Here is an 18760-nt window from a genome sequence, read left to right on the forward strand (position 1 = left end):
TGCCGCGCCGGCGACCCGCCGCGCCCGGCTACGCCGCGCTTGCGATCGCCACTGGATCGATGGTGGCGACCCGCCGCGCCCGGCTACGCCGCGCTTGCGATCGCCACTGGATCGATGGTGGCGACCCGCCGCGCCCGGCTACGCCGCGCTTGCGATCGCCACTGGATCGATGGTGGCGACCCGCCGCGCCCGGCTACGCCGCGCTTGCGATCGCCACTGGATCGATGGTGGCGACCCGCCGCGCCCGGCTACGCCGCGCTTGCGATCGCCACTAGCGCGACTTGGGTGTCAGGTGTTCGGGGCAGTACGCATTCGATGCGAGGGCGGCGAACCGGGCTGCCCCGTCCATCGTCATTCCCGGATTTTCGTTCTTGATGTCGTGCACAACCTGCAGGCCTGTTTCGCCTTTGCTCATCATCCCGCATACGGCTTTGGCGGAGGTGATCACCTGGCCCGGGCTGCTGTAGGTGAATCCGGCATTCTCCAGCGCTGCCAGGAACGCCGCATCGTCACCTTCCGGCTCGCCGTATGCGGGTGCCGCGAGGCTGATGGTGACGAAAACGCCGGCAAGTAGCAGTTTCATGTCCATCCACTCGAATGCGCTTCGGGCAGTGTGACTTTGGGCTTGTCTCCGCTGGAGACGTGCACCGTGTGGATGCCCGGCTTTTTGGACAATCGATCCAGCAAGGCGTCCAGTCCGGCCTTGTCGACATTCCAGTGCTGCACCGCGTCAGGTTCCTTCTGCAACCTCGCGATGACGTCGTCGAGTTTGACGGGCTCGACGGTCCCCTTGCCGCCGTTGGCACGGGCGCGAGCACCGCTTCCGCTGAGGACTTGCGGGGTCACACTGCCCAGGGCGCCACCGGTCATGGCGCCCAATGCCATCTGGCCGACCAGGCTTCCCGGAATTCCTGCAGCGGGAGCCGCCGCCAAGCTGGTGGCCGGCAATACACTGCTGGCCATCCTGATCGCCGGGGTCGCCGACGCCCAGCTCGGCGGCACCGACAGCTTGCCGACCACGTTGGCGTCGCCCACACCGGCTGACACCGCACTGGTCAGGCCGGCCGACCGCATCCCAAGCCCGGCCCCCAATGACGATTTCGGAATATCGAGACCCCCGGCAGACGGGCTGTAAAAGTATTTGAACTCGGTCATCGCCAGGTTGGGGACGCTCATGGTGTCATTGGCCACCGTGCTGAACCGACCGATGTCGGCGAAAATTCCGAAAGTGTTCTGCCACAGCGGCCCGGCCAAGGGTGACCCCGTCAGGTTATTCAGCAGCCCGTCCCAGAACGCCATGTAGGCGCGGGCAGCATCGCCGAAAGGCCGCAGTAAGTCCGCGATGGGGTTGGCAGACAGCGCTGCCGCCGCTGGCAGTGCGTTCGTCACTGCACTGGTGCCGCTTGCCGCACCGCCGGCCTCACCTACCGCGGCCGCCTGACTGGCGAGCCCAGCCGCATTGGTAGTCGGCGGCGGCTCGGTGAAAGGCGTGAGTTGGGAGGCAGCCGCCGACGAGGCGGCGTAGCCGAACATCGCCGCGGCGTCCTGGGCCCACATTTCCCCGTACTCGGCCTCAGTTGCGGCAATGGCGGCGGTGTTCTGCCCAAAGATGTTAGTTGCCAACAACATTGATAGCTGGGCTCGGTTCGCCGCGATCTCCGGCGGCGGCACCACCGCCGCGAAAGCGGTCTCATAGGCGCCCGCGGCCGCCCTGGCTTGGCCGGCCGCCCCCCTGGCCTGCGCCGAGGTCGCCGAGATCCATGCCACATACGGCGCTGCCGCGGTCGCCATGGCGACCGCCGACGGGCCGCTCCACGCGTCGTTGGCCAGGCTTTCCACGATCGAGCCGTAAGACGCTGCGGTGGACTGCAATTCACTCGCCAATGCATCCCAGGCGGCGGCAGCCGCCAGCATCGGCCCCGCGCCCGGACCGGTATACATCTGACCGGAAGTGATCTCCGGCGGCTGGAAGGCGAAAGTCATTGGTGCACTCTTAGCCTGCAGCGGCCGCGTTGGCAGCCTCAGTGGCTGCATATGATGCGGCACTGGTCGCCAGAGTGCTCACAAACATCTCGTGAATCGCCGCCGCCTGAGCACTGACCGCCTGGTACATCTGCGCGTGTGCGGCGAACTGCGCGGCGGTGAGCGCCGACACTTCGTCGGCGGCGGCTGGAACCACGCCTGTCGTCGGGGCTGCCGCGGCAGCGTTCTCCGCGCTCATCGAAGAGCCGAGAGCCTGCAGGTTTCCGGCCGCAGCTGCCAGCATCTCCGGTTGTGCCGTAACAAAACTCATGCTTCTTACTCTTTCTCCTTAGCGGTCTCTGCAGTCCTGCGATCCGGTCAGATCCGACAACGAAATCCCCCACCTAATCCGCGGGGACCACGATGATGGTGGCCGTCGTAGCCGTGTCAGTGGGGTCCGATGTTCCTGAGCCGCCCGTGGCCCGGGTGCCGTTACTGACGGTGTGCACACCAGCGCCCGCGAAGGTGCGTCCGGCCAGACTCGCTGCGGCCATCTCCCCGAACAGAGCGCCCTGCGGAGCTGCCGAAACTGGCGGCACAGCAACCAAACTCGTACTCGGCAGGACTGATGCGAACGTCTTCAGCACCGGGGCGGCCGCCACCCAGCCTTGTGGAACCGACAGCGAGCCGACCAGGGTCGCGCGGCCCATGGATCCCGTCACCGCTCCCGCCCCGGAGTTCGGCGTAACCAAAGAAACGTAGCCGCCCCGTAGCGGCGAAAGCGCACCGACCGCACCCTTGTCGTTGAGCAGTGCAGCAACGCCGGGCGCGTTCTGCGACAGGCCCAGGAGCTGAAGTGCAAAAAGCCACCAGCCGCCACCCAGAACGAACGGAACAATTGGGCTGTAAGCGCCGGTGATGGCTTGGAAAATGGAGCGGAATTCTGCCGAGATCGGGTAGAGGAAGTCGATGACCGAGGCCGCCGGCGTCGCCGCCAACGGGGCTGCCGTTCCCAACCCTTGCAGCGCACCGGGAACCAACGTGACCAGCTGAGACAGCTCTGCCGAAATGTTCGACGCAGGTGAGGCGGCCGCTTGCGCAACGGCCCCGGCTTGGCCGCCGACGGCCCCCGGTGCAGTGGTCGGCGGTGGCTCGGCGAACGGTGTCAGCTGTGCGGCGGCCGCCGACGAGGCTGCATAGGCGTACATCGCCGCGGCATCCTGCGCCCACATCTCGGCGTACAGCGCTTCGCAGGCCGCGATCGCCGCGGTGTTCTGGCCCAAAATGTTGGTGGCAATCAGCGTCATAAGGAGGCTGCGATTAGCTGCGATCTCCGGTGGGGGCACCGTCGCCGCGAATGCGGTCTCGTACGCGACGGCGGCGATTTTGGCCTGCAAGGCCGCTTGCTCCGCTTGCATTGCCGTCGTCGTCATCCACGCCACATACGGCGCCGCCGCGGCCGCCATCGCCGTCGACGCCGGGCCTTGCCAAGGTCCGACCGTCATCCCCGCCACCGTCGAGCTGTAAGACGCTGCGTGGGAATGCAATTGAGCAGCCAGCACATCCCAGGCCGCCGCAGCTGCCAACATCGGTCCCGCCCCCGCGCCGGCGTACATCCGCCCGGAGTTGATCTCGGGCGGAAGCGCCGCGAAATCCACCAACACGCCCGTTACCCCCGGTTCCTTACTGCGCCGCGAACGGGTGAACTGCGGTGGTGGCCGCAGACCAAGCTGAACCGGCTGGCAACCGCTGAATAACGGCCCCGGCCTGCGGCGGCGCAGGCACTGAGAGTTCTTCGGTGGCAACGATATTCACTCCAGCTGCAGGAGCGTTTGCGGCCGCGCTTGGGGCGGTGCCCACCACCCCGATCCCGGCCAGGTTGCTGGCAGCGGCTGCCAGCGACTCCGGCTGCGCGGTCACAAATAACATGAACTACCTCCCTGATGACCATTCGTCGGGAATATGTCGGCGGCGCGGGTGAGCTGCCTTACCTATTCCATGCGGGTCTTAGATGGCCGCCATGGTAATCACGGTTCTGGGGGCTTGCCGCCCGCGCTATGCAGTTCATATGAAATCCATCAGATTGGCCGGTGGCTGGTGCTGACGGCCGCGGGCATTTACTACAGCAGCGTCATGCTGCAAACTCGCGTGCCGCGCGTTCCAGCCACCCGCCCCGGCGCGGTGCTGTGTCGACGGCAGCCCGCCAGTTACCCGGTGATCTGCCGAATCGCCAGCTGGAGGCCTCGTATGGCAAACACTGGCTGACGCTTTGGTGGTTTCGGCGGGTTGCCGCGTTGGCGGCAAAGCCGTCCGCGAACCGCTGCCTTCGGCGAATGTTGATATGTGCTATTAAGCGCAGAGTCAAATGTGCGGCTGGCCAGGAATTGGTGGGCGCGGGTGCGGGATTGCCGGTTTATTTGAATTGTGTATAGCCGTAGTCTCGTTTGATCGGCAGCACTCCAAATGATGGAACTCAATATCAATCCGCCTATTGCGCGGTTAAGCCGCCTTCAACTCGCCGTGCGGCAGTTGCCGACAGATGGGTCGGGGTGGTCACCACTGGTCGATACCAGGCTCCCCGCCACGTCGCGCTGAAAATCGAGATCGGTTATCCGCCAAGGAATCCGCGGTGCCAGCACTAAGCTTTGGACAGCTGATGGGGACAATAGAACTTCGCCGCGAGTACGGCGAACGTGCTGGCGTGCTCCATCGTGATGGCCGGATTCCGGAGCTTGAGGTCGTGAATCAACTCCAGGCCGGATTCACCGTTGTCCAAACACGTACACACCGCCTTGGCCGACGCGATGGCTTGAGCTGGGCTGCTGAAGCCGATGTCGCTGTCACGCAGGGCCGCGATGAAGCCCGCGTCATCAGCGACGCCGTACTCCTGCGGTTCGGCATACGCGGGCGCGGCCAGGCCGATCGCGACAGAGACGCCGAACAAAGCCAGTAGCATTCTCATGGAGCACCATCCTGTTCCCGTTGTGATGATTGCCGTCTACTGAATTGCCTGTCATGCAATGCTTTTCGCATGGCCTATCCCAACTGAGCATCCGAGGGCACCACTTTGGGTTTGCCCTTGGTCAGGTGCACCGCGTGGATGCCCGGTTTCTTCGACAGTTGCTCGAGCAGACTGTCGAGGCCCTCCTCGTCGACGTTGTGGTGCTGCACGCTTTCCGGTTTCTCCGCGATTTGGGCGACCATTCGTTTCAGCTTTTCCGGCGAGGTGCTGTCTTTGAGGTCTTTGACCGGAGTGAGACGGCCTCGAACGCCGATGCCTGTAGCAGCGCTGGGGGCACCGGCGCCGAGGGCGCTGCCCAGCATGCCTGCCATGGACATTGAGCTGAACAGGCTTGCTTCGCCGAGCGCGGCGGCCGGCACCGCGTCCGAGCCGGCGGCCGACAATGCGGCGGCGACCATCCTGACGCCTGGGGTCGCGGTGGCCCAGCTCGGCGGCACCGTCAACTTCCCGACCAACACACCACGACCCCAATCGGCCTGTACCGGGCTGGTGGAGCTGGTCAACCAGCCGCGGCCCCAGTGCGGTGTAAGCCCGCCCGCCAACGCGTCTTTGGGAAGGTCGCCGAAAGCGGTCGCGTGCGGGGCGAACTTCAGAAACTGCGACGCGGGAAAGTTGACGATCAGCCCGATGTCGTTGAAGCCGGTGGTAAAGCTGAGCGGCGTCTTGACGGCGTTGTAGAGGGCTTCGTACCAGGAAGAACCGTTTGGCCCGAAGACCGTATTGATCAAACCTCGCATCGTGTCCGTGTACTCGGTGCTGAGGTTGGATCCCATTTGCAACAGACCAGACGCCGGGCCGGGCACAGACGCCAGCGACGACACCGCCGACTGCGCACTGCCGGCCGAGGTTCCGGCCGCTGAACTCACCGCCGCCGACTGGCTGAGGAGGCCGCCCGCGTTGGTGATCTGCGGCGGCTGATTGAAAGGCGTCACCTGACTGGCGGCCAATGAGGAACTCGAGTAGCTGTCCATCGCCACGGCGTCCTGGGCCCACATTTCGCCGTATTGGGCCTCGGCGGCTGCGATCGCCGCCGTGTTCTGCCCGAAGATGTTGGTAGCCACCAACTGTGCCAGCAGGCTGCGGTTGGCCGCGATCTCCACCGGCGGGACGTGCGCGGCAAACGCCGTCTCGTAGGCGGCTGCCGCTGCGGTGGCCGAAGTCGCGGCCTCGGCGGCCTGCGCGGCGGTGTTCTGCATCCAGGCCAGGTAGGGCGTGACCGCGGCCGCCATGCTCGCCGACGAGGGCCCCATCCACGGCCCGCTGGACAAAGCATCGATCACCGCCGAATAGGAGGCAACCGTCGACTGCAGTTCGGTGGCCAGCCCGCTCCAGGCGGCGGCGGCAGCCCGCATCGAGCCGGATCCGGGACCGCTGTACATGCGGCCCGAGTTGAATTCCGGTGGAAACGCTGCATAAAACATGTCGGTACCCCTAGTCCTCGAGCGCCGGAATCACGAAGATCGTCGCCGCCGCGGGGTCGGCCTCGATTGCCGTGCCCAGCGAGCGAGCCGTCGCTGCACCGCTGCCGGATCCGAACGCGGCAGCACCGAGGCCGCGTCCGGCCAGGCTGGACAGAGCCATCTGGCCGAAGACGCTGCCCTCGCCCGCCATTGCGACCTCCGGGGCTGCTGCAAGGTTGGCCGGCAGCACCGAAGCCAGCGTTCTGATCTCCGGGGCAGCTTGAGTCCACCCCTGGGGCACCGACAAGCTGCCGACCAGAGCCGATCGGCCCATGGTCCCTGACACTGGAGCGCCGGTTAAGCTCGCGGACGGCACATGCGGCGCCAGCTCGGTAGCCAAGGGCGCCAACGCCCCGCTAATGGGTTTGGGCGGTGTGAAGTATGCCTGGAGACCCTGCCCGTTTTGGGCGTAGGCGTACATTTGCCCGAACGACAGGAACGGACCCCCGGGTATCGAAGTGAGCCCTTGCAGGGAGTAGGGCCCCGACGCAATCGTGGACATGATCGTGTTCCAGTTGCTGAGCTCGGTTGGCACTGCCGGCAAATTGAAGATGGGTGTGGTGCCTGATTCGAGGCCGGAGAAGATATTCCCCGCTGTCGACGTCGGCGTTGTCGGTGCGAAGGTCGCATTCGCCAGGTTCTGCAGGACGCTCGGCACGCCGTTGATCAGGCCGCTCTGGGCGCCGGCCTGAGACACCGCCTCGGATTGCAGGGTGGTCCCCGCGGCATTGGTGGTCTGGGGCGGCTCGGTGAAGGGCGTCAGCTGCGCCGCGGACGCCGAATTGCCGGCATACGCATACATAGCGGCGGCGTCCTGCGCCCACATCTCCATGTAGTGGGCTTCGGTGGCCATAATCGCCGGGGTGTTCTGCCCCAAGATGTTGGTGGCGATCAGGGACATCAGCAATGCGCGGTTGGCCGCGATCACCGGCGGTGGCACCGTCGCCGCGAAGGCGGTCTCATAGGCGGCGGCAGCGAGTTTGGCCTGGGTGCCCGCGAGCTCTGCCTGGACGCCGGCCTGGTTGATCCACGCCACGTACGGCATCGCCGCTGCGGCCATGGTTATCGAGGTGGGCCCGGTCCAAGGTCCCGAGGTCAGGCCTTCGATCGTCGCCCCGTATGCGGCTGCCGTGGACTGCAACTCGGCGGCCAATTCATCCCAGGCCGCGGAGGCGGCCAGCATCGGTCCGGCCCCCGGACCCACATACATGCGCCCCGAATTGATCTCCGGCGGAAGCGCCCCGAAGTCTATAAACACCCCCGGTACCTCCGGCCCTCACGTCGCAGCGACCGCGTTGGCGGCCTCGGTGGTCGCATATGACGCTGAGCTGGCCGTCAAAGTCGCGACGAATTGTTCGTGAATCGCCGCGGCCTGCGTAGCCATCGCTTGATACAGCTGCGCGTGCGCGACGAACTGCGCGGCGGTCAGCGCCGAAACCTCGTCGGCGGCGGCCGGAATGACTCCGGTCGTCGGGGCGGCTGCGGCCGCGCTTCCGGACGTCATCACCGATCCGATACCCGCCAAGTCGCCGGCGGCTGCTGCCAGCGCTTCCGGCTGTGTGGTCACAAAAGACATCGGTACCTCGCTATAACTGTGTCGCTAGGAAACTGTTTTCGGCATTCGTTGTGTGCGGCCGGCGAATTGCCGCTACTCCCTTAGATGGCCGCCATGGCCATGAGGATCCGCTGACTTTTAGCGGCAAATCCGCGCACCGCATACGAAATGCGCCGGATCGGCCAGTTATTCGGTGCTGGTACAGGCCACTCTCAATACGGTGACCATCGTGATCGGAACTCATGCACAGGGCGTTCCCGCCAGGTAATCACGATGTAAAAAAGAAATTCAGAGTTGGGACGGCGCATGTGAGATTTGCGTTGCAGTTAACACAGCTAGCCACTAGAAGAGCAGTTCAACGACATAAAATGGGCGTCCTGGCAATACGTTCTCCAGGCAGAGTAAAACGGCACATTCACACTGCCGATGAGAGATACATCACCGGTACCCCGCTGAACTCAAGCGCGATTAATGGCGCGACCGAAATATTTTAGCCAACGTGCCCGGTGCGATTCGGCGTGTCGCCGTGGCCGCGCGCTCCGCACATGTTTACCTGAAATATTGAACTAATATCGGCACGGCACAGGACGCGACGCAGGCGTCCATTCGGCCGACGCCGCATCGACAAACAATCGCCATACGATCTTCAGCGTATATTTGTCCTGCCGTCAAAACCTGACGCCCAGCTGTTGATCTCCTGTGAGCGGCAAGGAATTTTGCGCGGTGCTGCGGCAACCGCCAACCGGAGTGCTATCCCGCTGCCGGCGGACGTGCGACGAAGGTCGGGCGGAAGCCATATTGGGGCACGGCGCGACCGAATCCCTGGCCGCCGAAGTTGCCGAACGGTACCGGCGGCATGCCCGCCGCCACCGCCGGCGACGGGGCGATCATCGGTGTGCCCCCCAACGCTGACGCCAGCGGGCCGCCGACGGGTGCGGGGCCGGTCCAGCTCGGCGGCACCGACAATGGGCCGACCAGCGAGGCACGGCCCAGGTCCGCTGACACCGCGCCACCAACCGCCCCGAGGTTGCCCAGCGGGCCAGCTGCGCCGCCCAGCGCGCCTTCGGCGCCCGCAGCGGCGGCCCCGGCGGCCTGTCCGGCCTCCTGGGCAGCTTGTCCGCCGGCCAGTCCCATGAAGTCGGCCGCGGTGCCCATCCAGTTACCCGGCATATAGAAGCCCGACGAGAAAATGGTGTTCCAGATGTTGGCGTTGGGTCCCCACGCAGTCCAGAAGTTGTCGAGCGCGGTATTTCCCGAGGATCCCCCTAGCAGCATGCCGAGAAGATCCCCAGAACCCGTCGTCGGCGTGGCTGACGAGAGAGGTGAGGCCATTCCCTGCAGCGTGCCGGGAACCGTCGAGATCACTTGGGACAGCGTGCTTTGCTGCGTTCCGGCCGGCGTGGCCGCCGCCTGGGCGAGCGCCGCTGATTGCGCGGTCAGTCCGCTGGGGTTGGTGGTCTGTTGCGGCTGTGCGAACGGGCTGACCTGACTGGCCATCGCCGAGGACGCCGCGTATCCGTACATCGCAGCGGCGTCTTGGGCCCACATCTCGGCGTACTGGGCCTCGGTGGCCGCGATCGCCGCGGTGTTCTGGCCCAGGATGTTGGTGGCGACCAGCGCTGCCAGCTGAGCGCGGTTGGCCGCGATCTCCGGCGGTGGCACCGTGGCAGCGAAGGCGGCCTCGAAGGCCCCGGCGGCGGCCTCAGCCTGCGCGCCGGTCTGCTCGGCCTGCAAGGCGGTGGTGCCCATCCACGTCACATACGGCGTGGCAGCGGCGGTCATCGATGCCGACGCCGGACCATGCCAGCCTTCACTCGTGAGCCCGGTCAGCACCGAGTCGTAAACCAATGCGGTGGAACGCAATTCGGCCGCCAGTCCTTTCCACGCCGACGCCGCGGCCAGCATCGGGGCCGAACCCGGTCCGGTGTACATCCGCGCCGAGTTGACCTCGGGCGGAAGCATCGCGAAATCCAGTGTCATGGTTGATCTCCCGTTCAGCGGGTGGCGAGGGTGTTGATGGCTTCGGTGGCCGCATAGGAAACGCCGCTGGAGCGCAGCATCTCGACAAACATCTCGTGAATGGCCGTGGCTTGGGCGCTGACCGCCTGGTACATCGCACCGTGAGCGCTGAATTGCACTGCTGTCAGGGCGGATACCTCATCGGCCGCGGCGGGGAACAGTCCCGTCGTCATGGCCGCCGCGGCGGTGTTCTGCGCGGCCATGATCGATCCGGCCGCATTCAAGTGGCCGGCGGCCGTGGCCAGTGCTTCTGGGTGCGCAATTACGAACGACATCGGGCTTCTCCTCATCTTTAGAGATCGAACCCGGGCGTGGTGGCTGAGTCTTGCGTGCTGGCCGCATTGCACCCGCACGTGTGCGCGCGGCGGACACGTGCGGTCTGCGGCGTTAGCCGATTCAGACTGCTGAGAGGGTGCCGGGGTTGGATCGCAACGAAATGGTCATCGATCTGGGATACGGACTATCACCGGGACTCATTTCGCTATCACCTCCTCACGGCCAGGGCATACGGGGATGCCACATGTCGCACACAAGGATGAGGGCCCAACAAAGACGCTGGGCGCGGCACCCCTCTCGTCAGAGCTTTGGCACCACACGGCGTATCCGGCTGGATCGCAACCGGAAGCCACTTGGGCTCAACCCTTAAGCCGGGAAGAGCTGTCCTGACCCTGGGCGTCTCTCGACGTTCGAGGTCAGTGGCCTGTATCCGTGTAGACGCCTCACCTAGCGAGGTGCATACCTAGGAAATGTTGGCACTCACAACCCGGTGAGTCAACCCAACTTGCCCCTTATTGCAACAAAGTTGCACTTGACTTCGCCCATTGGTCACATGCGACACTCCGGCACCAGGAAAGAACGAGGTTGGTAGATGCTGCGGACATGGTGAGAACTCCCGGTGTGAACCGTAAGCGTTTGGTGTGCGCCTGGGAGGCGGCATCCGCCGCGAATCTTCGCCCAGGATGCACACCCCAAGCCCAGGGTGCACACGCACGCGGCGAAAATACCTCAGGCTATGAAACACTCTGCCGTGCAACCTAATTCGGGACTGGCGAACACGTGACCCGCCAGGCCCGCCGTCCCGGCGGCTACTCGGTCTTCTTCTCGGCCACCGCGGCGCTGAGGCCTTCGGCCAGGTCCTCGCCAGTCAGCTCCTTGAAACGCAGCAGCTGATCCTCGCTGAACTCGGTGAAATCGCTTGCCAGCACCGCATCCAGGTCCTCGTCGTCCAACCGAGAGCTGCGGTGATCGCGCGCCTTCTCAACGACATTGCGCACGAAGCCGGCATTGCCGAGCAAGTCTATGCCGCGGATCAGGTCGCCGTCGTCGGAGTAGCTTTGTTCGTTGTAAAACCTCGTATACGAGGGCAACAACACCTCGGCCCCTTCGTCGGTGATGACGTCTTCGTTCTCCCGGCCCATCAACTTGGTCAGCGCGATCAGCTCGTCCGGCGTATAGCTGTAGAACTCGATGACCGTCGAAAAGCGCCGTCGCAGACCCTGATTCACCTCGAGCATCTTTTCCATCGCCTTGGCATAACCGGCGCCGAACACCACCAGCTCGTCGCGATGATTCTCCATGTACAGCAGCAGCGTGTTGATGATCGCGTTGCCGTAGGGGTCGCCCTGGGAGTAGCCCTTCTCGTGCAGGGTATGCATCTCGTCGAAGAAGACCGCCCCGCCCAACGCCCCTTCGAGCATCTCCTCGGTGTTCTTCTCCGCGTCGGCCATATAGCGGCCCAAGAGCTTGGTGCGGCTGGTCTCCACCACCATCGGCTTGCGCAACACGGTCAGCCCGCACAGCTGTTTGGTGAACGCGCGTGCTACCGATGTCTTCCCGGTACCCGGGGGCCCCAACAGCAGGGTGTGGCGGGAGGTCACCGGCACCGGAAGCCCCATCTTGGCGCGCGCCAAGTTCACCTTGGTCGTCGACTTGATGAGTTTGATTTCCTTTTTGGCCTGGTCCATGCCGAGCATCGCGTTGAGCTCGGCGTCACCTTCGGCCAGGTACTTCGCGGCTGCTTCGGCGTGCCGGGCGGCCTCGGTCTGGGCACGGGTCGGCGCGCTGTCCGGGTCCCAGGGATCGGTGCGGGCCTCAATCGTTTCCGGGTCGGTCATCACCAGCCGGAAGGTGGGGTTGTCCAATGCCTCACGGGCCGGGGTGAACTTCGGATCCCGCGAATACACGCGGCGCAACAGCTCGACGGCCTCGTCCTCGCGCCCCATGTGCCGCAAGCACATGCCCTGGGTGTACAGGGCGATGTTGGCCGCGCCCGGCACCCGGTCCCCCTCGATGGCGTCCTGAGCGCGACGGTAGGCCTCCTCGAAGACCCCCAGCGATGCCAGCGCCGTAGTCGCCATCGCCGCGCCCGCGGCCTTCAGCTCCGGATGACGCCATACCGTCGCATCCGGGAACTGCGCGAGCACGTCCGGCCAGCGTTTGGTGCGGAAGTACAGCACGCCGCGGGCATAGCTGACCAGTTCGGCGTCGAAGGGATGGCGAGGCTCGATGTTGTCCAGGAGGTCGGCCGCCTCCTGGTACCGCTTGGCTTCGGCCAAAGTGACGGCATACGCGCAGGCCAGCGAATCGACGCTGGTTACCGCGAGCCGCAGGAACAGCCCGTCGGAGACCTCGGGACGAAACTGCAGGTCCGTGACACCCAGACGACGGGTTTCCCAGCCGAATGTCCTCACCGCTGCCCACGCGCCGGCCAGCACTTCCATGCCCTGCTCGCCGGCGAACACTCGCGCCAGCCAGGCGTCGCACATTCCCGGATCGAGGTTGCTGGCGGTGGTGAACATCTGCAACGCCACCTGCGGGTTGTGGCTGGGCTGCAATCCGTTGACAGAGATTCCAGATGCCAGCAATCCGGCGACCATCGCATTGCGGGCGTCTTCGGCGGTCGACTGCGGGCGGCTCATCGCCCTGCAGGCAAGCTCGTGGAGCTCTCCTGCGGCTGACCAAGCTCGAACATCAATTCGTCATGGTCGTACAAGCCTCGGCTGGGCAGGGCCAGCCGGGCCCGCAGCGAAGGCGTCGGCAGGCTGGCGCGCACCGCGGCCAACTGACGGCCGGTGAGCCGGTTGAGCCCCGCCGACAGCTTTCTGGGCAGCTTGCCCTCGGTGTGGTAGCGGACCCAGGCCGAGACCTGAGGTCGACCCCCGCGACTGGTGAGCCGGATGGTGATCACCGTCGCCTCGGTATCCGCCTGCCACAGCTCGTCGAGCGTCTCGGCGTTGATGTCCGACGGCGTCACCCAGAAGCTGGTGGTGTACCCGTTGAAGTGTTTGAGGTGCCGCCATCCGGGCCGGCTCCACGTCGGCTCCAGATCGGCCAGCACCGCGCTGTCGACCTCCGCGAGTTCGTCGGCGGTCAGGGGGCGAGCCGCGCAGCTTTGTCCGTCGAGATCCTGGGCGAGCCGCTCGGTGGCCGCTACCAACGTCGAAGCCAGCGAATCGCGCACCGCGACGGCGGCCACGTTGCGCTGCGGGTCCATCCGCAACACCAGCCAGGTGCTGTGCTGGTACGAGCGGGGCCGGTCGTTGAGCTCCTCCCACTCTTCGGGGCCCCAGTCGTCGAGCTTGGACAACTCCGCCGCGTTGCCGCCCTGACGTACTTTCAGCGAGACGATGTCGATGCTGTCGAGGTGGATGTCGAATTGGCGCAGCCCATCGGCGACCGCGTCCACCGGTAGGGCGTCCATCGAGGAGCCGGATGCCGACGACGTGCGATGACGATGGCGCCCGGCGGCTTCCTCTCCGCTGCCGCCGACCGCGATCACGGTGACCAGCCGGCCCTGGTACTCGCGCACTCCGACCGTGTCGCGCCCGAAGCGGCGCTGGTGATCGATCGCAGGCGTACACCCGGCCGCCAGCGCGGTGCCCGGGTCGGCGGACCAGTCCCACACCCAGGTGGCCAGTCCCGACGCCACCGTAATGCCGCGGTAGGTGACCAGCGCCAGCAATGCCACCAACACTGCCAGGCCGACGCCCACCCACCAGGCCACGCGATGTTCACCCTGCCATGCCTTGGGACAATGGCTGGCCAGCAGCAAGATCAATATGTCCACGACAAATACCGTGGTGAGCCGCGGCCATGACAAAGCCAGTCCCAACCTGCGCTGAGCCTTCATTGTTGCTCCGCCCCTACTGCTGCTTCCGCGATCGCCGCATCATCGACGCCGTCCCGAATATCGCGCCGCCTATCAATAACGCACCGGTCAATCCACCGGCCGCCACCCACACCGGCACCATATCCCGGCGAGCGGGCGGCGTCGGCACGTTCATCGGTGCCGATAACTGGGTCGGCGGCTTTGGCGGCCCTTCGGGTACATCCCAGGTCAGTGCGGCCACCGGATCGACGACTCCGTGGCCAACTTGATTGTCCACACCACGAGCCGGTGCCCGGGCGGTGCGGATCAGCCTGTTGACGACTTGGTATGCCGTCAGCTGCGGGAATCTGGCGCGGACCAGCGCAGCAACGCCGGACACGATCGCCGCCGAAAAGCTGGTGCCAGACGGGACCAGCAACGAGTTGTCCGGGCCGTCGATCGCGTTGATCAGACCGTCGTCTCGGGGCGACAGTCCGATGACGTCGGTTCCCGGGGCGGCGATCGAGACCCACGGACCGGCGATACTCGACTGGCCCATCGGCGCGCCGCTGGAATCCACGGCTCCGACCGTGAGGACATAGTCGCTGAACCACGACGGCGTGACCACGGTGGTGACGCCGCTCCAGCCGCGAGGATCCTTGGGCTGCAACGGATCGTAGAGCGGGTTCTGCTTGCAGTCCTTCTTGTTGCTGTCGCCGGCCGCCGCCACGATGACGGCGTTTTTGTCGACCGCCGCGTAGTGCACCGCAGCGCCCAACACGCGCTGGTCGACGATGTTGCGCGCACTCATGCAGGTCACGTCGGAGATGTTGATCACCGAGGCGCCCATGTTCGCCGCATGCACGATCGCGCGCGCCATGGTCTGGACGTTGTCGATCTTCTGCACCGTTTGCGGATCCTCGTCGCCGGTGTACGGATCCTTCAGGCCGAATGCGTTGCTGGACTGGCGGATTGCGATTATCTCGGCTTCCGGGGCGATTCCGCTGAAAGCGTCCGGCGGAGACGGTGCCGGTGGGGGTGGCTTGGGCGCTGGATCCAGCGGGCGGGGACCGCCGACGCTGACCACTCGCCCGCCGCCGGAATAGCCCGGAACCGTCACCGTGCCGCCACCGTGATGAGCCGACGGCGCCTGGCCCGGCAGTCCCGGCAGTCCAGGATTTCCCGCTCCCGGACCTCCGCCGCCCGGACCTCCACCTCCCGGACCTCCGGCTCCGCCTCCGGTCTCTTCCTTCGGCGGCGGAGGGGGGACCATTGTCACGGTCTGAGGCAGCGGTGACAACGTCACCGTCTGTGGCGGCGGCGCTTTCGGGGGCGGTTCGGTGGTGGGGATCGTGACGGGCTTGCGCGGTGCCGCCGGCGGCCCAGCCGCGCCGCTCGCCGGCGCGGCACCGATCATCGACGCCACGATGGTGCCGTGAGCGTCGCAGTCGGACAACCCGTCGCCGCCGCCCATCACATAGTCGCCACCGGGAATGAGGTGCGGAAATCTGGGGTGCGGCGTCACACCGGTGTCGATGACGGCGACCTTCACGCCGGCGCCGCGCCCGAACTCCCAAGCCTCGGACAGGTTGAGCATCTCCATGTACTTGGGCTGCGACCGAAAGTCCGTTCCCGGCAGCACGCCGACCTCGGTGCAGTAAGAGTTTTGCTTCATCGGTGCGGCCGGTCCGGGCGGACCGTCCGGTGGCACCGCGGCGGGGTCGATTGACGGAGGCGTCACCGCATAGACGGGCGGTAATCCCGCCAATGCACCTGAAGTGAGCAGAATTGCGGCGGTGGTCGCTCGAGCCGCGCGGCCCCGCCATTTCCGCCCGCTAACGGTACCGGATTGCTGCATAGACATTCATCAACCACAGCGCCAATGGGAAAATTGGCATCAGGCAAAGGTATTCGATCCATTCCACGAATTTGCGGAACAGTGGGCTGTAGATGGTGTTGGGCACGACTGCCGCGGCCGTCATACCTGCTGTGGGCAGCAGCACCAGGATCGCCACCCCTATCGATAGCGACAGCGGTGACGACAGCACCAGGATGTACCGAGTGACCACCGCGGCCACAACCAGCACGGCCGTCGCGGCCAGCGTGATCGCCTGCCAGCGGTCGACGTATGAGCGGCCGCGCAACAGCAGGAAGCCCGCGATGAACCCGGTCAAGATGAGCGGAAGCCAGCGCTGGGAGGTGTGCGGATCGCACAACGCGGTCAGCGAGACCACCGTCAGTATGCCCAGTCCCGCCAGCAGGCCGGTCAGGAAAGACCGCGCACGCTCCGCCTGCAGCAGCACATCGCGCACCGATGCCGGCCCCTCCAGGACCGGCGGACCGCCGCCGGAGCGCACCACGGTCGTGGGCAGGTCGGGCCGAGCCTCGAAAACCCATCGGCTGGTGGCCGACGGGAACACCGGTAGCCGGATGCCGGCCAACCGGCGGGCCAGCGACGGTGCCGCGTGATAGGCCACCACGCAGGCCAGCGCCACGCTGCACAGCAGGGTGACGGCACCGGTCATCGCTACCATTCGCGCCAGGCTCGCAAGCGTCGCTACCGCACTGACGGTGACGATCGCCGTGTAGATGCCGAGCCGGCGACCGGTGAACCGCAGGGCCAGCATCGCCGCGACGGTGAGCACTCCGGAACCCAGCAGCGCGTGAGGGGATCCCAGCGGTCCGGGCGGGGCGGTGGCTGCGGCGGCCGTCAGCTCCGCGAGGGAACTCATCAGCAGGATGTCGCCGACGCGTCGATCCTGGTCGGTCTTGGCCCGGATCAACAGCAGCACTGAAACCGCCAGCACCAGTACCGCGATAACGCTCGCGAAAACCGTTGGCAGCCAAGTGTGGTGGTGCCACCGGTACCAGCCCAGCAGTGCCGCGGAAAGGCCCACCCCGATCGCCACCATCGACGCGCCGACCTGCACCGCGACTACCGGGTCGATCGCGGCGAAGCGCTTGCTCAGATTCGTCGAGACCGCGGTCGAGATGTGCTCGATCACTTGCGAACGATGCTCGGTGTCTGCGATGAACCGAATCCACAGCCGGTCGCCGTCGTAGATGTCCTGCTCGGTCAGCGATTGAGTAGCGCGCAGCGGCGTGCCGTCCACCAGGCACAGCGCCCACCTGCCTCGTCCGGTGGGCTCCAGCGGGGCTTCACCGAGTTCCCTGAGCCGACTGTTGACCACCTTCAGCAGCGGGTCGGTCATCAGCGAAACCGGGGCGTTCGCATCCAGCAACACCCCTACTTGGACGCCCTCGCCGGCCATGATGCCGACCACGACGGCCCGAGGCTGCGCGATACCCTCGATGTCAGCGTGTGGCGCGTCAGCTACCGCAGTCATCGCCGTGCACCCCCTGCCAATTCCAATTCATGTGGCTCGCCTCGCGGTGAGTACTCGCCTCGCGGTGAGTAGATGTGGATATCTTTGGTGTCAGCTTTGCTGCTGATTCTAGAGAAGTATGGCGCGTTCGCATCTCGAGAGCACTTTATGTTCGAACAGGTTGTTGCACTCGGTATCTCGTTACGCAGGTGTTAAACCCGCCGATGAGTTTTCCACTCGCCATATGGCAAGGTGTCCAATACCGTTTTTACACCGACCTGCACCAGCTGCGGGGTCGCCGGGCAAATGGCCAGCCAGGCCTCCCCGGATCCGGCTGTTCGGGCCTGCTGATAGAGCGCGATGCGGCCACCCGAACCGTCCTTGAGCGACAACACCGAAGCACTTGGCCCCTTGGCGTCGTCCCGGTACTGGCGTGCATATACGGCGACCTCGGCTGCGGGGTCGGACAGCGCCTGCCCCAAGGCGGCGACGGTGGCTGCGCTGATGCCCATCCGCCGCAGATCGCCGCCGGAGAACACGTTGAATCCGGACTCCTGCCACGATTTCGTTGCCTCCAGCATTTCTTCCAGCGGCACGTTGACGGCGTTGATGGCTGCGGGCTCGGCGTGGTGGATCGATTCCAGGCCGTCCATCACCAGTGCCGCGATCGAGGCGCTGTCCGACACGGCGACGTCGTCGACCGTGATGTCGCTGCCAACTCGAACCGCGGATACCCAGTGCTGGCCGCGGCGGGCCAGTACCACCCGGAACTCGTTGTCGGGGATGTCGCGTGAACCGGGTGGCTGGTTTTCGTCGTCGACGACGCCGTAGAGCAGTTTGCCGCGCGACAACAGGGCGATGACCTCGAGGTCGGGTGCGGCAAGCACCCGCATCCGGGCGGCGACCTGCTCGTTCACCTCGTCGTTGACGACGATGCCCTGTTCGCGCATGACGGCCATCCCGGGATGTTCGTTCAGCCAGTCATTGGAATCGGTCGATACATATGGGCGGCACCGAAGCTCCGGTGCTACGTGCCTGATGTCCAGCAACGCCTGGAGCATCCAGAATCCGTCGACATTGACGGTGATATCGGTGCGGGTGCTCTGCTGATCCATCAGTTACCTCGGGGGTTGCTTGCTCGGACACTGCAGGACGCGGCAGCACACCATCCCGGTGTGCTGCCGCGCCTGGTGTTGATTGTTAGGCCCAGCTGGACCCGACGGCACTGTCCGTGCTGGCCATGTTGCTGCCAGCCGCTTGGACCTTTTGGCCGTGGGCGTTGGCCTGCTCGTAGATCACCTGGAAGTTGCGTCCCAACTGGGTGATGAA

General features: G+C 65.6%; 16 protein-coding genes, 1 pseudogene and 1 riboswitch. All 17 genes and pseudogenes read right to left on the minus strand.

Features of this window, described 5'->3' with window-relative positions; all coding sequences use genetic code 11:
• Positions 1 to 271: 271 nt before the first annotated feature.
• Positions 272 to 589 (minus strand): DUF732 domain-containing protein, encoded by a 318-nt coding sequence (locus A5791_RS05370; RefSeq protein ID WP_067232307.1) that lies wholly within the window; start codon positions 587 to 589, stop codon positions 272 to 274.
• Complete coding sequence (locus A5791_RS05375) at positions 580 to 1983, minus strand: PPE family protein (protein ID WP_067232309.1); 1404 nt, start codon at positions 1981 to 1983, stop codon at positions 580 to 582. The genes A5791_RS05370 and A5791_RS05375 overlap by 10 nt, the downstream gene beginning before the upstream one ends.
• Positions 1984 to 1993: 10 nt before the next feature.
• Positions 1994 to 2293 (minus strand): PE family protein, encoded by a 300-nt coding sequence (locus A5791_RS05380; RefSeq protein WP_067232312.1) that lies wholly within the window; start codon positions 2291 to 2293, stop codon positions 1994 to 1996.
• A gap of 73 nt (positions 2294 to 2366) precedes the next feature.
• Positions 2367 to 3620 (minus strand): PPE family protein, encoded by a 1254-nt coding sequence (locus A5791_RS05385; protein ID WP_082966759.1) that lies wholly within the window; start codon positions 3618 to 3620, stop codon positions 2367 to 2369.
• Between the two features lie 25 nt (positions 3621 to 3645).
• The gene (locus A5791_RS05390) at positions 3646 to 3891 is read right to left on the minus strand and encodes a PE domain-containing protein (RefSeq protein WP_067232314.1); all 246 of its coding nucleotides are present in this window, start codon (positions 3889 to 3891) and stop codon (positions 3646 to 3648) included.
• Positions 3892 to 4600: 709 nt separating this feature from the next.
• Positions 4601 to 4924 carry a DUF732 domain-containing protein gene (locus tag A5791_RS05395; RefSeq protein WP_067232318.1) on the minus strand — a complete coding sequence of 108 codons (324 nt, stop codon included), beginning with the start codon at positions 4922 to 4924 and terminating at the stop codon, positions 4601 to 4603.
• A 74-nt stretch (positions 4925 to 4998) separates the two neighbouring features.
• Positions 4999 to 6405 carry a PPE family protein gene (locus A5791_RS05400; RefSeq protein ID WP_067232321.1) on the minus strand — a complete coding sequence of 469 codons (1407 nt, stop codon included), beginning with the start codon at positions 6403 to 6405 and terminating at the stop codon, positions 4999 to 5001.
• A 10-nt stretch (positions 6406 to 6415) separates the two neighbouring features.
• Positions 6416 to 7696: a PPE family protein gene (locus A5791_RS05405; RefSeq protein WP_082966760.1), complete on the minus strand. Its 1281-nt coding sequence runs from the start codon at positions 7694 to 7696 to the stop codon at positions 6416 to 6418.
• Positions 7697 to 7720: 24 nt separating this feature from the next.
• Positions 7721 to 8020, minus strand: coding sequence for a PE family protein (locus tag A5791_RS05410; RefSeq protein WP_067232323.1), 300 nt, complete (start codon positions 8018 to 8020; stop codon positions 7721 to 7723).
• Positions 8021 to 8749: 729 nt separating this feature from the next.
• On the minus strand, positions 8750 to 9979 hold the full coding sequence (locus tag A5791_RS05415) for a PPE family protein (protein WP_067232326.1): 1230 nt from the start codon (positions 9977 to 9979) through the stop codon (positions 8750 to 8752).
• A 14-nt stretch (positions 9980 to 9993) separates the two neighbouring features.
• Entirely contained in the window at positions 9994 to 10293 is a 300-nt protein-coding gene (locus tag A5791_RS05420; RefSeq protein WP_067232329.1) for a PE family protein, read from the minus strand.
• Between the two features lie 286 nt (positions 10294 to 10579).
• A riboswitch (M-box (ykoK) riboswitch) is annotated at positions 10580 to 10756 on the minus strand.
• 347 nt (positions 10757 to 11103) lie between these two features.
• Positions 11104 to 12936, minus strand: coding sequence for a type VII secretion AAA-ATPase EccA (eccA, locus tag A5791_RS05425; protein ID WP_067232333.1), 1833 nt, complete (start codon positions 12934 to 12936; stop codon positions 11104 to 11106).
• Positions 12933 to 14147: a type VII secretion protein EccE gene (gene eccE, locus A5791_RS05430; protein ID WP_067232337.1), complete on the minus strand. Its 1215-nt coding sequence runs from the start codon at positions 14145 to 14147 to the stop codon at positions 12933 to 12935. The genes eccA and eccE overlap by 4 nt, the downstream gene beginning before the upstream one ends.
• A 13-nt stretch (positions 14148 to 14160) precedes the next feature.
• Complete coding sequence (mycP, locus tag A5791_RS05435) at positions 14161 to 15963, minus strand: type VII secretion-associated serine protease mycosin (protein WP_067232340.1); 1803 nt, start codon at positions 15961 to 15963, stop codon at positions 14161 to 14163.
• Positions 15941 to 17452, minus strand: coding sequence for a type VII secretion integral membrane protein EccD (gene eccD / locus A5791_RS05440; protein ID WP_067232344.1), 1512 nt, complete (start codon positions 17450 to 17452; stop codon positions 15941 to 15943). Before eccD ends, mycP begins: the two co-directional genes overlap by 23 nt.
• A 191-nt stretch (positions 17453 to 17643) precedes the next feature.
• A complete protein-coding gene (locus A5791_RS05445) occupies positions 17644 to 18546 on the minus strand; it encodes an ESX secretion-associated protein EspG (protein WP_067232347.1) in 903 nt (300 codons plus the stop codon).
• 85 nt (positions 18547 to 18631) lie between these two features.
• Positions 18632 to 18760, minus strand: a pseudogene (locus A5791_RS05450) (type VII secretion protein EsxI); the annotation flags it as partial.

It is taken from the genome of Mycobacterium sp. 852002-51163_SCH5372311, from assembly GCF_001667115.1.
GTDB lineage: Bacteria > Actinomycetota > Actinomycetes > Mycobacteriales > Mycobacteriaceae > Mycobacterium.

Excerpts from the sequence above, each read along its gene's own strand:
- A5791_RS05370 (WP_067232307.1), bottom strand. The coding sequence starts at position 589 with ATGGACATGAAACTGCTACTTGCCGGCGTTTTCGTCACCATCAGCCTC.
- A5791_RS05375 (WP_067232309.1), bottom strand. The coding sequence starts at position 1,983 with ATGACTTTCGCCTTCCAGCCGCCGGAGATCACTTCCGGTCAGATGTAT.
- A5791_RS05380 (WP_067232312.1), bottom strand. The coding sequence starts at position 2,293 with ATGAGTTTTGTTACGGCACAACCGGAGATGCTGGCAGCTGCGGCCGGA.
- A5791_RS05390 (WP_067232314.1), bottom strand. The coding sequence starts at position 3,891 with ATGTTATTTGTGACCGCGCAGCCGGAGTCGCTGGCAGCCGCTGCCAGC.
- A5791_RS05395 (WP_067232318.1), bottom strand. The coding sequence starts at position 4,924 with ATGAGAATGCTACTGGCTTTGTTCGGCGTCTCTGTCGCGATCGGCCTG.
- A5791_RS05400 (WP_067232321.1), bottom strand. The coding sequence starts at position 6,405 with ATGTTTTATGCAGCGTTTCCACCGGAATTCAACTCGGGCCGCATGTAC.
- A5791_RS05410 (WP_067232323.1), bottom strand. The coding sequence starts at position 8,020 with ATGTCTTTTGTGACCACACAGCCGGAAGCGCTGGCAGCAGCCGCCGGC.
- A5791_RS05415 (WP_067232326.1), bottom strand. The coding sequence starts at position 9,979 with ATGACACTGGATTTCGCGATGCTTCCGCCCGAGGTCAACTCGGCGCGG.
- A5791_RS05420 (WP_067232329.1), bottom strand. The coding sequence starts at position 10,293 with ATGTCGTTCGTAATTGCGCACCCAGAAGCACTGGCCACGGCCGCCGGC.
- eccA (WP_067232333.1), bottom strand. The coding sequence starts at position 12,936 with ATGAGCCGCCCGCAGTCGACCGCCGAAGACGCCCGCAATGCGATGGTC.
- eccE (WP_067232337.1), bottom strand. The coding sequence starts at position 14,147 with ATGAAGGCTCAGCGCAGGTTGGGACTGGCTTTGTCATGGCCGCGGCTC.
- mycP (WP_067232340.1), bottom strand. The coding sequence starts at position 15,963 with ATGCAGCAATCCGGTACCGTTAGCGGGCGGAAATGGCGGGGCCGCGCG.
- eccD (WP_067232344.1), bottom strand. The coding sequence starts at position 17,452 with ATGACTGCGGTAGCTGACGCGCCACACGCTGACATCGAGGGTATCGCG.
- A5791_RS05445 (WP_067232347.1), bottom strand. The coding sequence starts at position 18,546 with ATGGATCAGCAGAGCACCCGCACCGATATCACCGTCAATGTCGACGGA.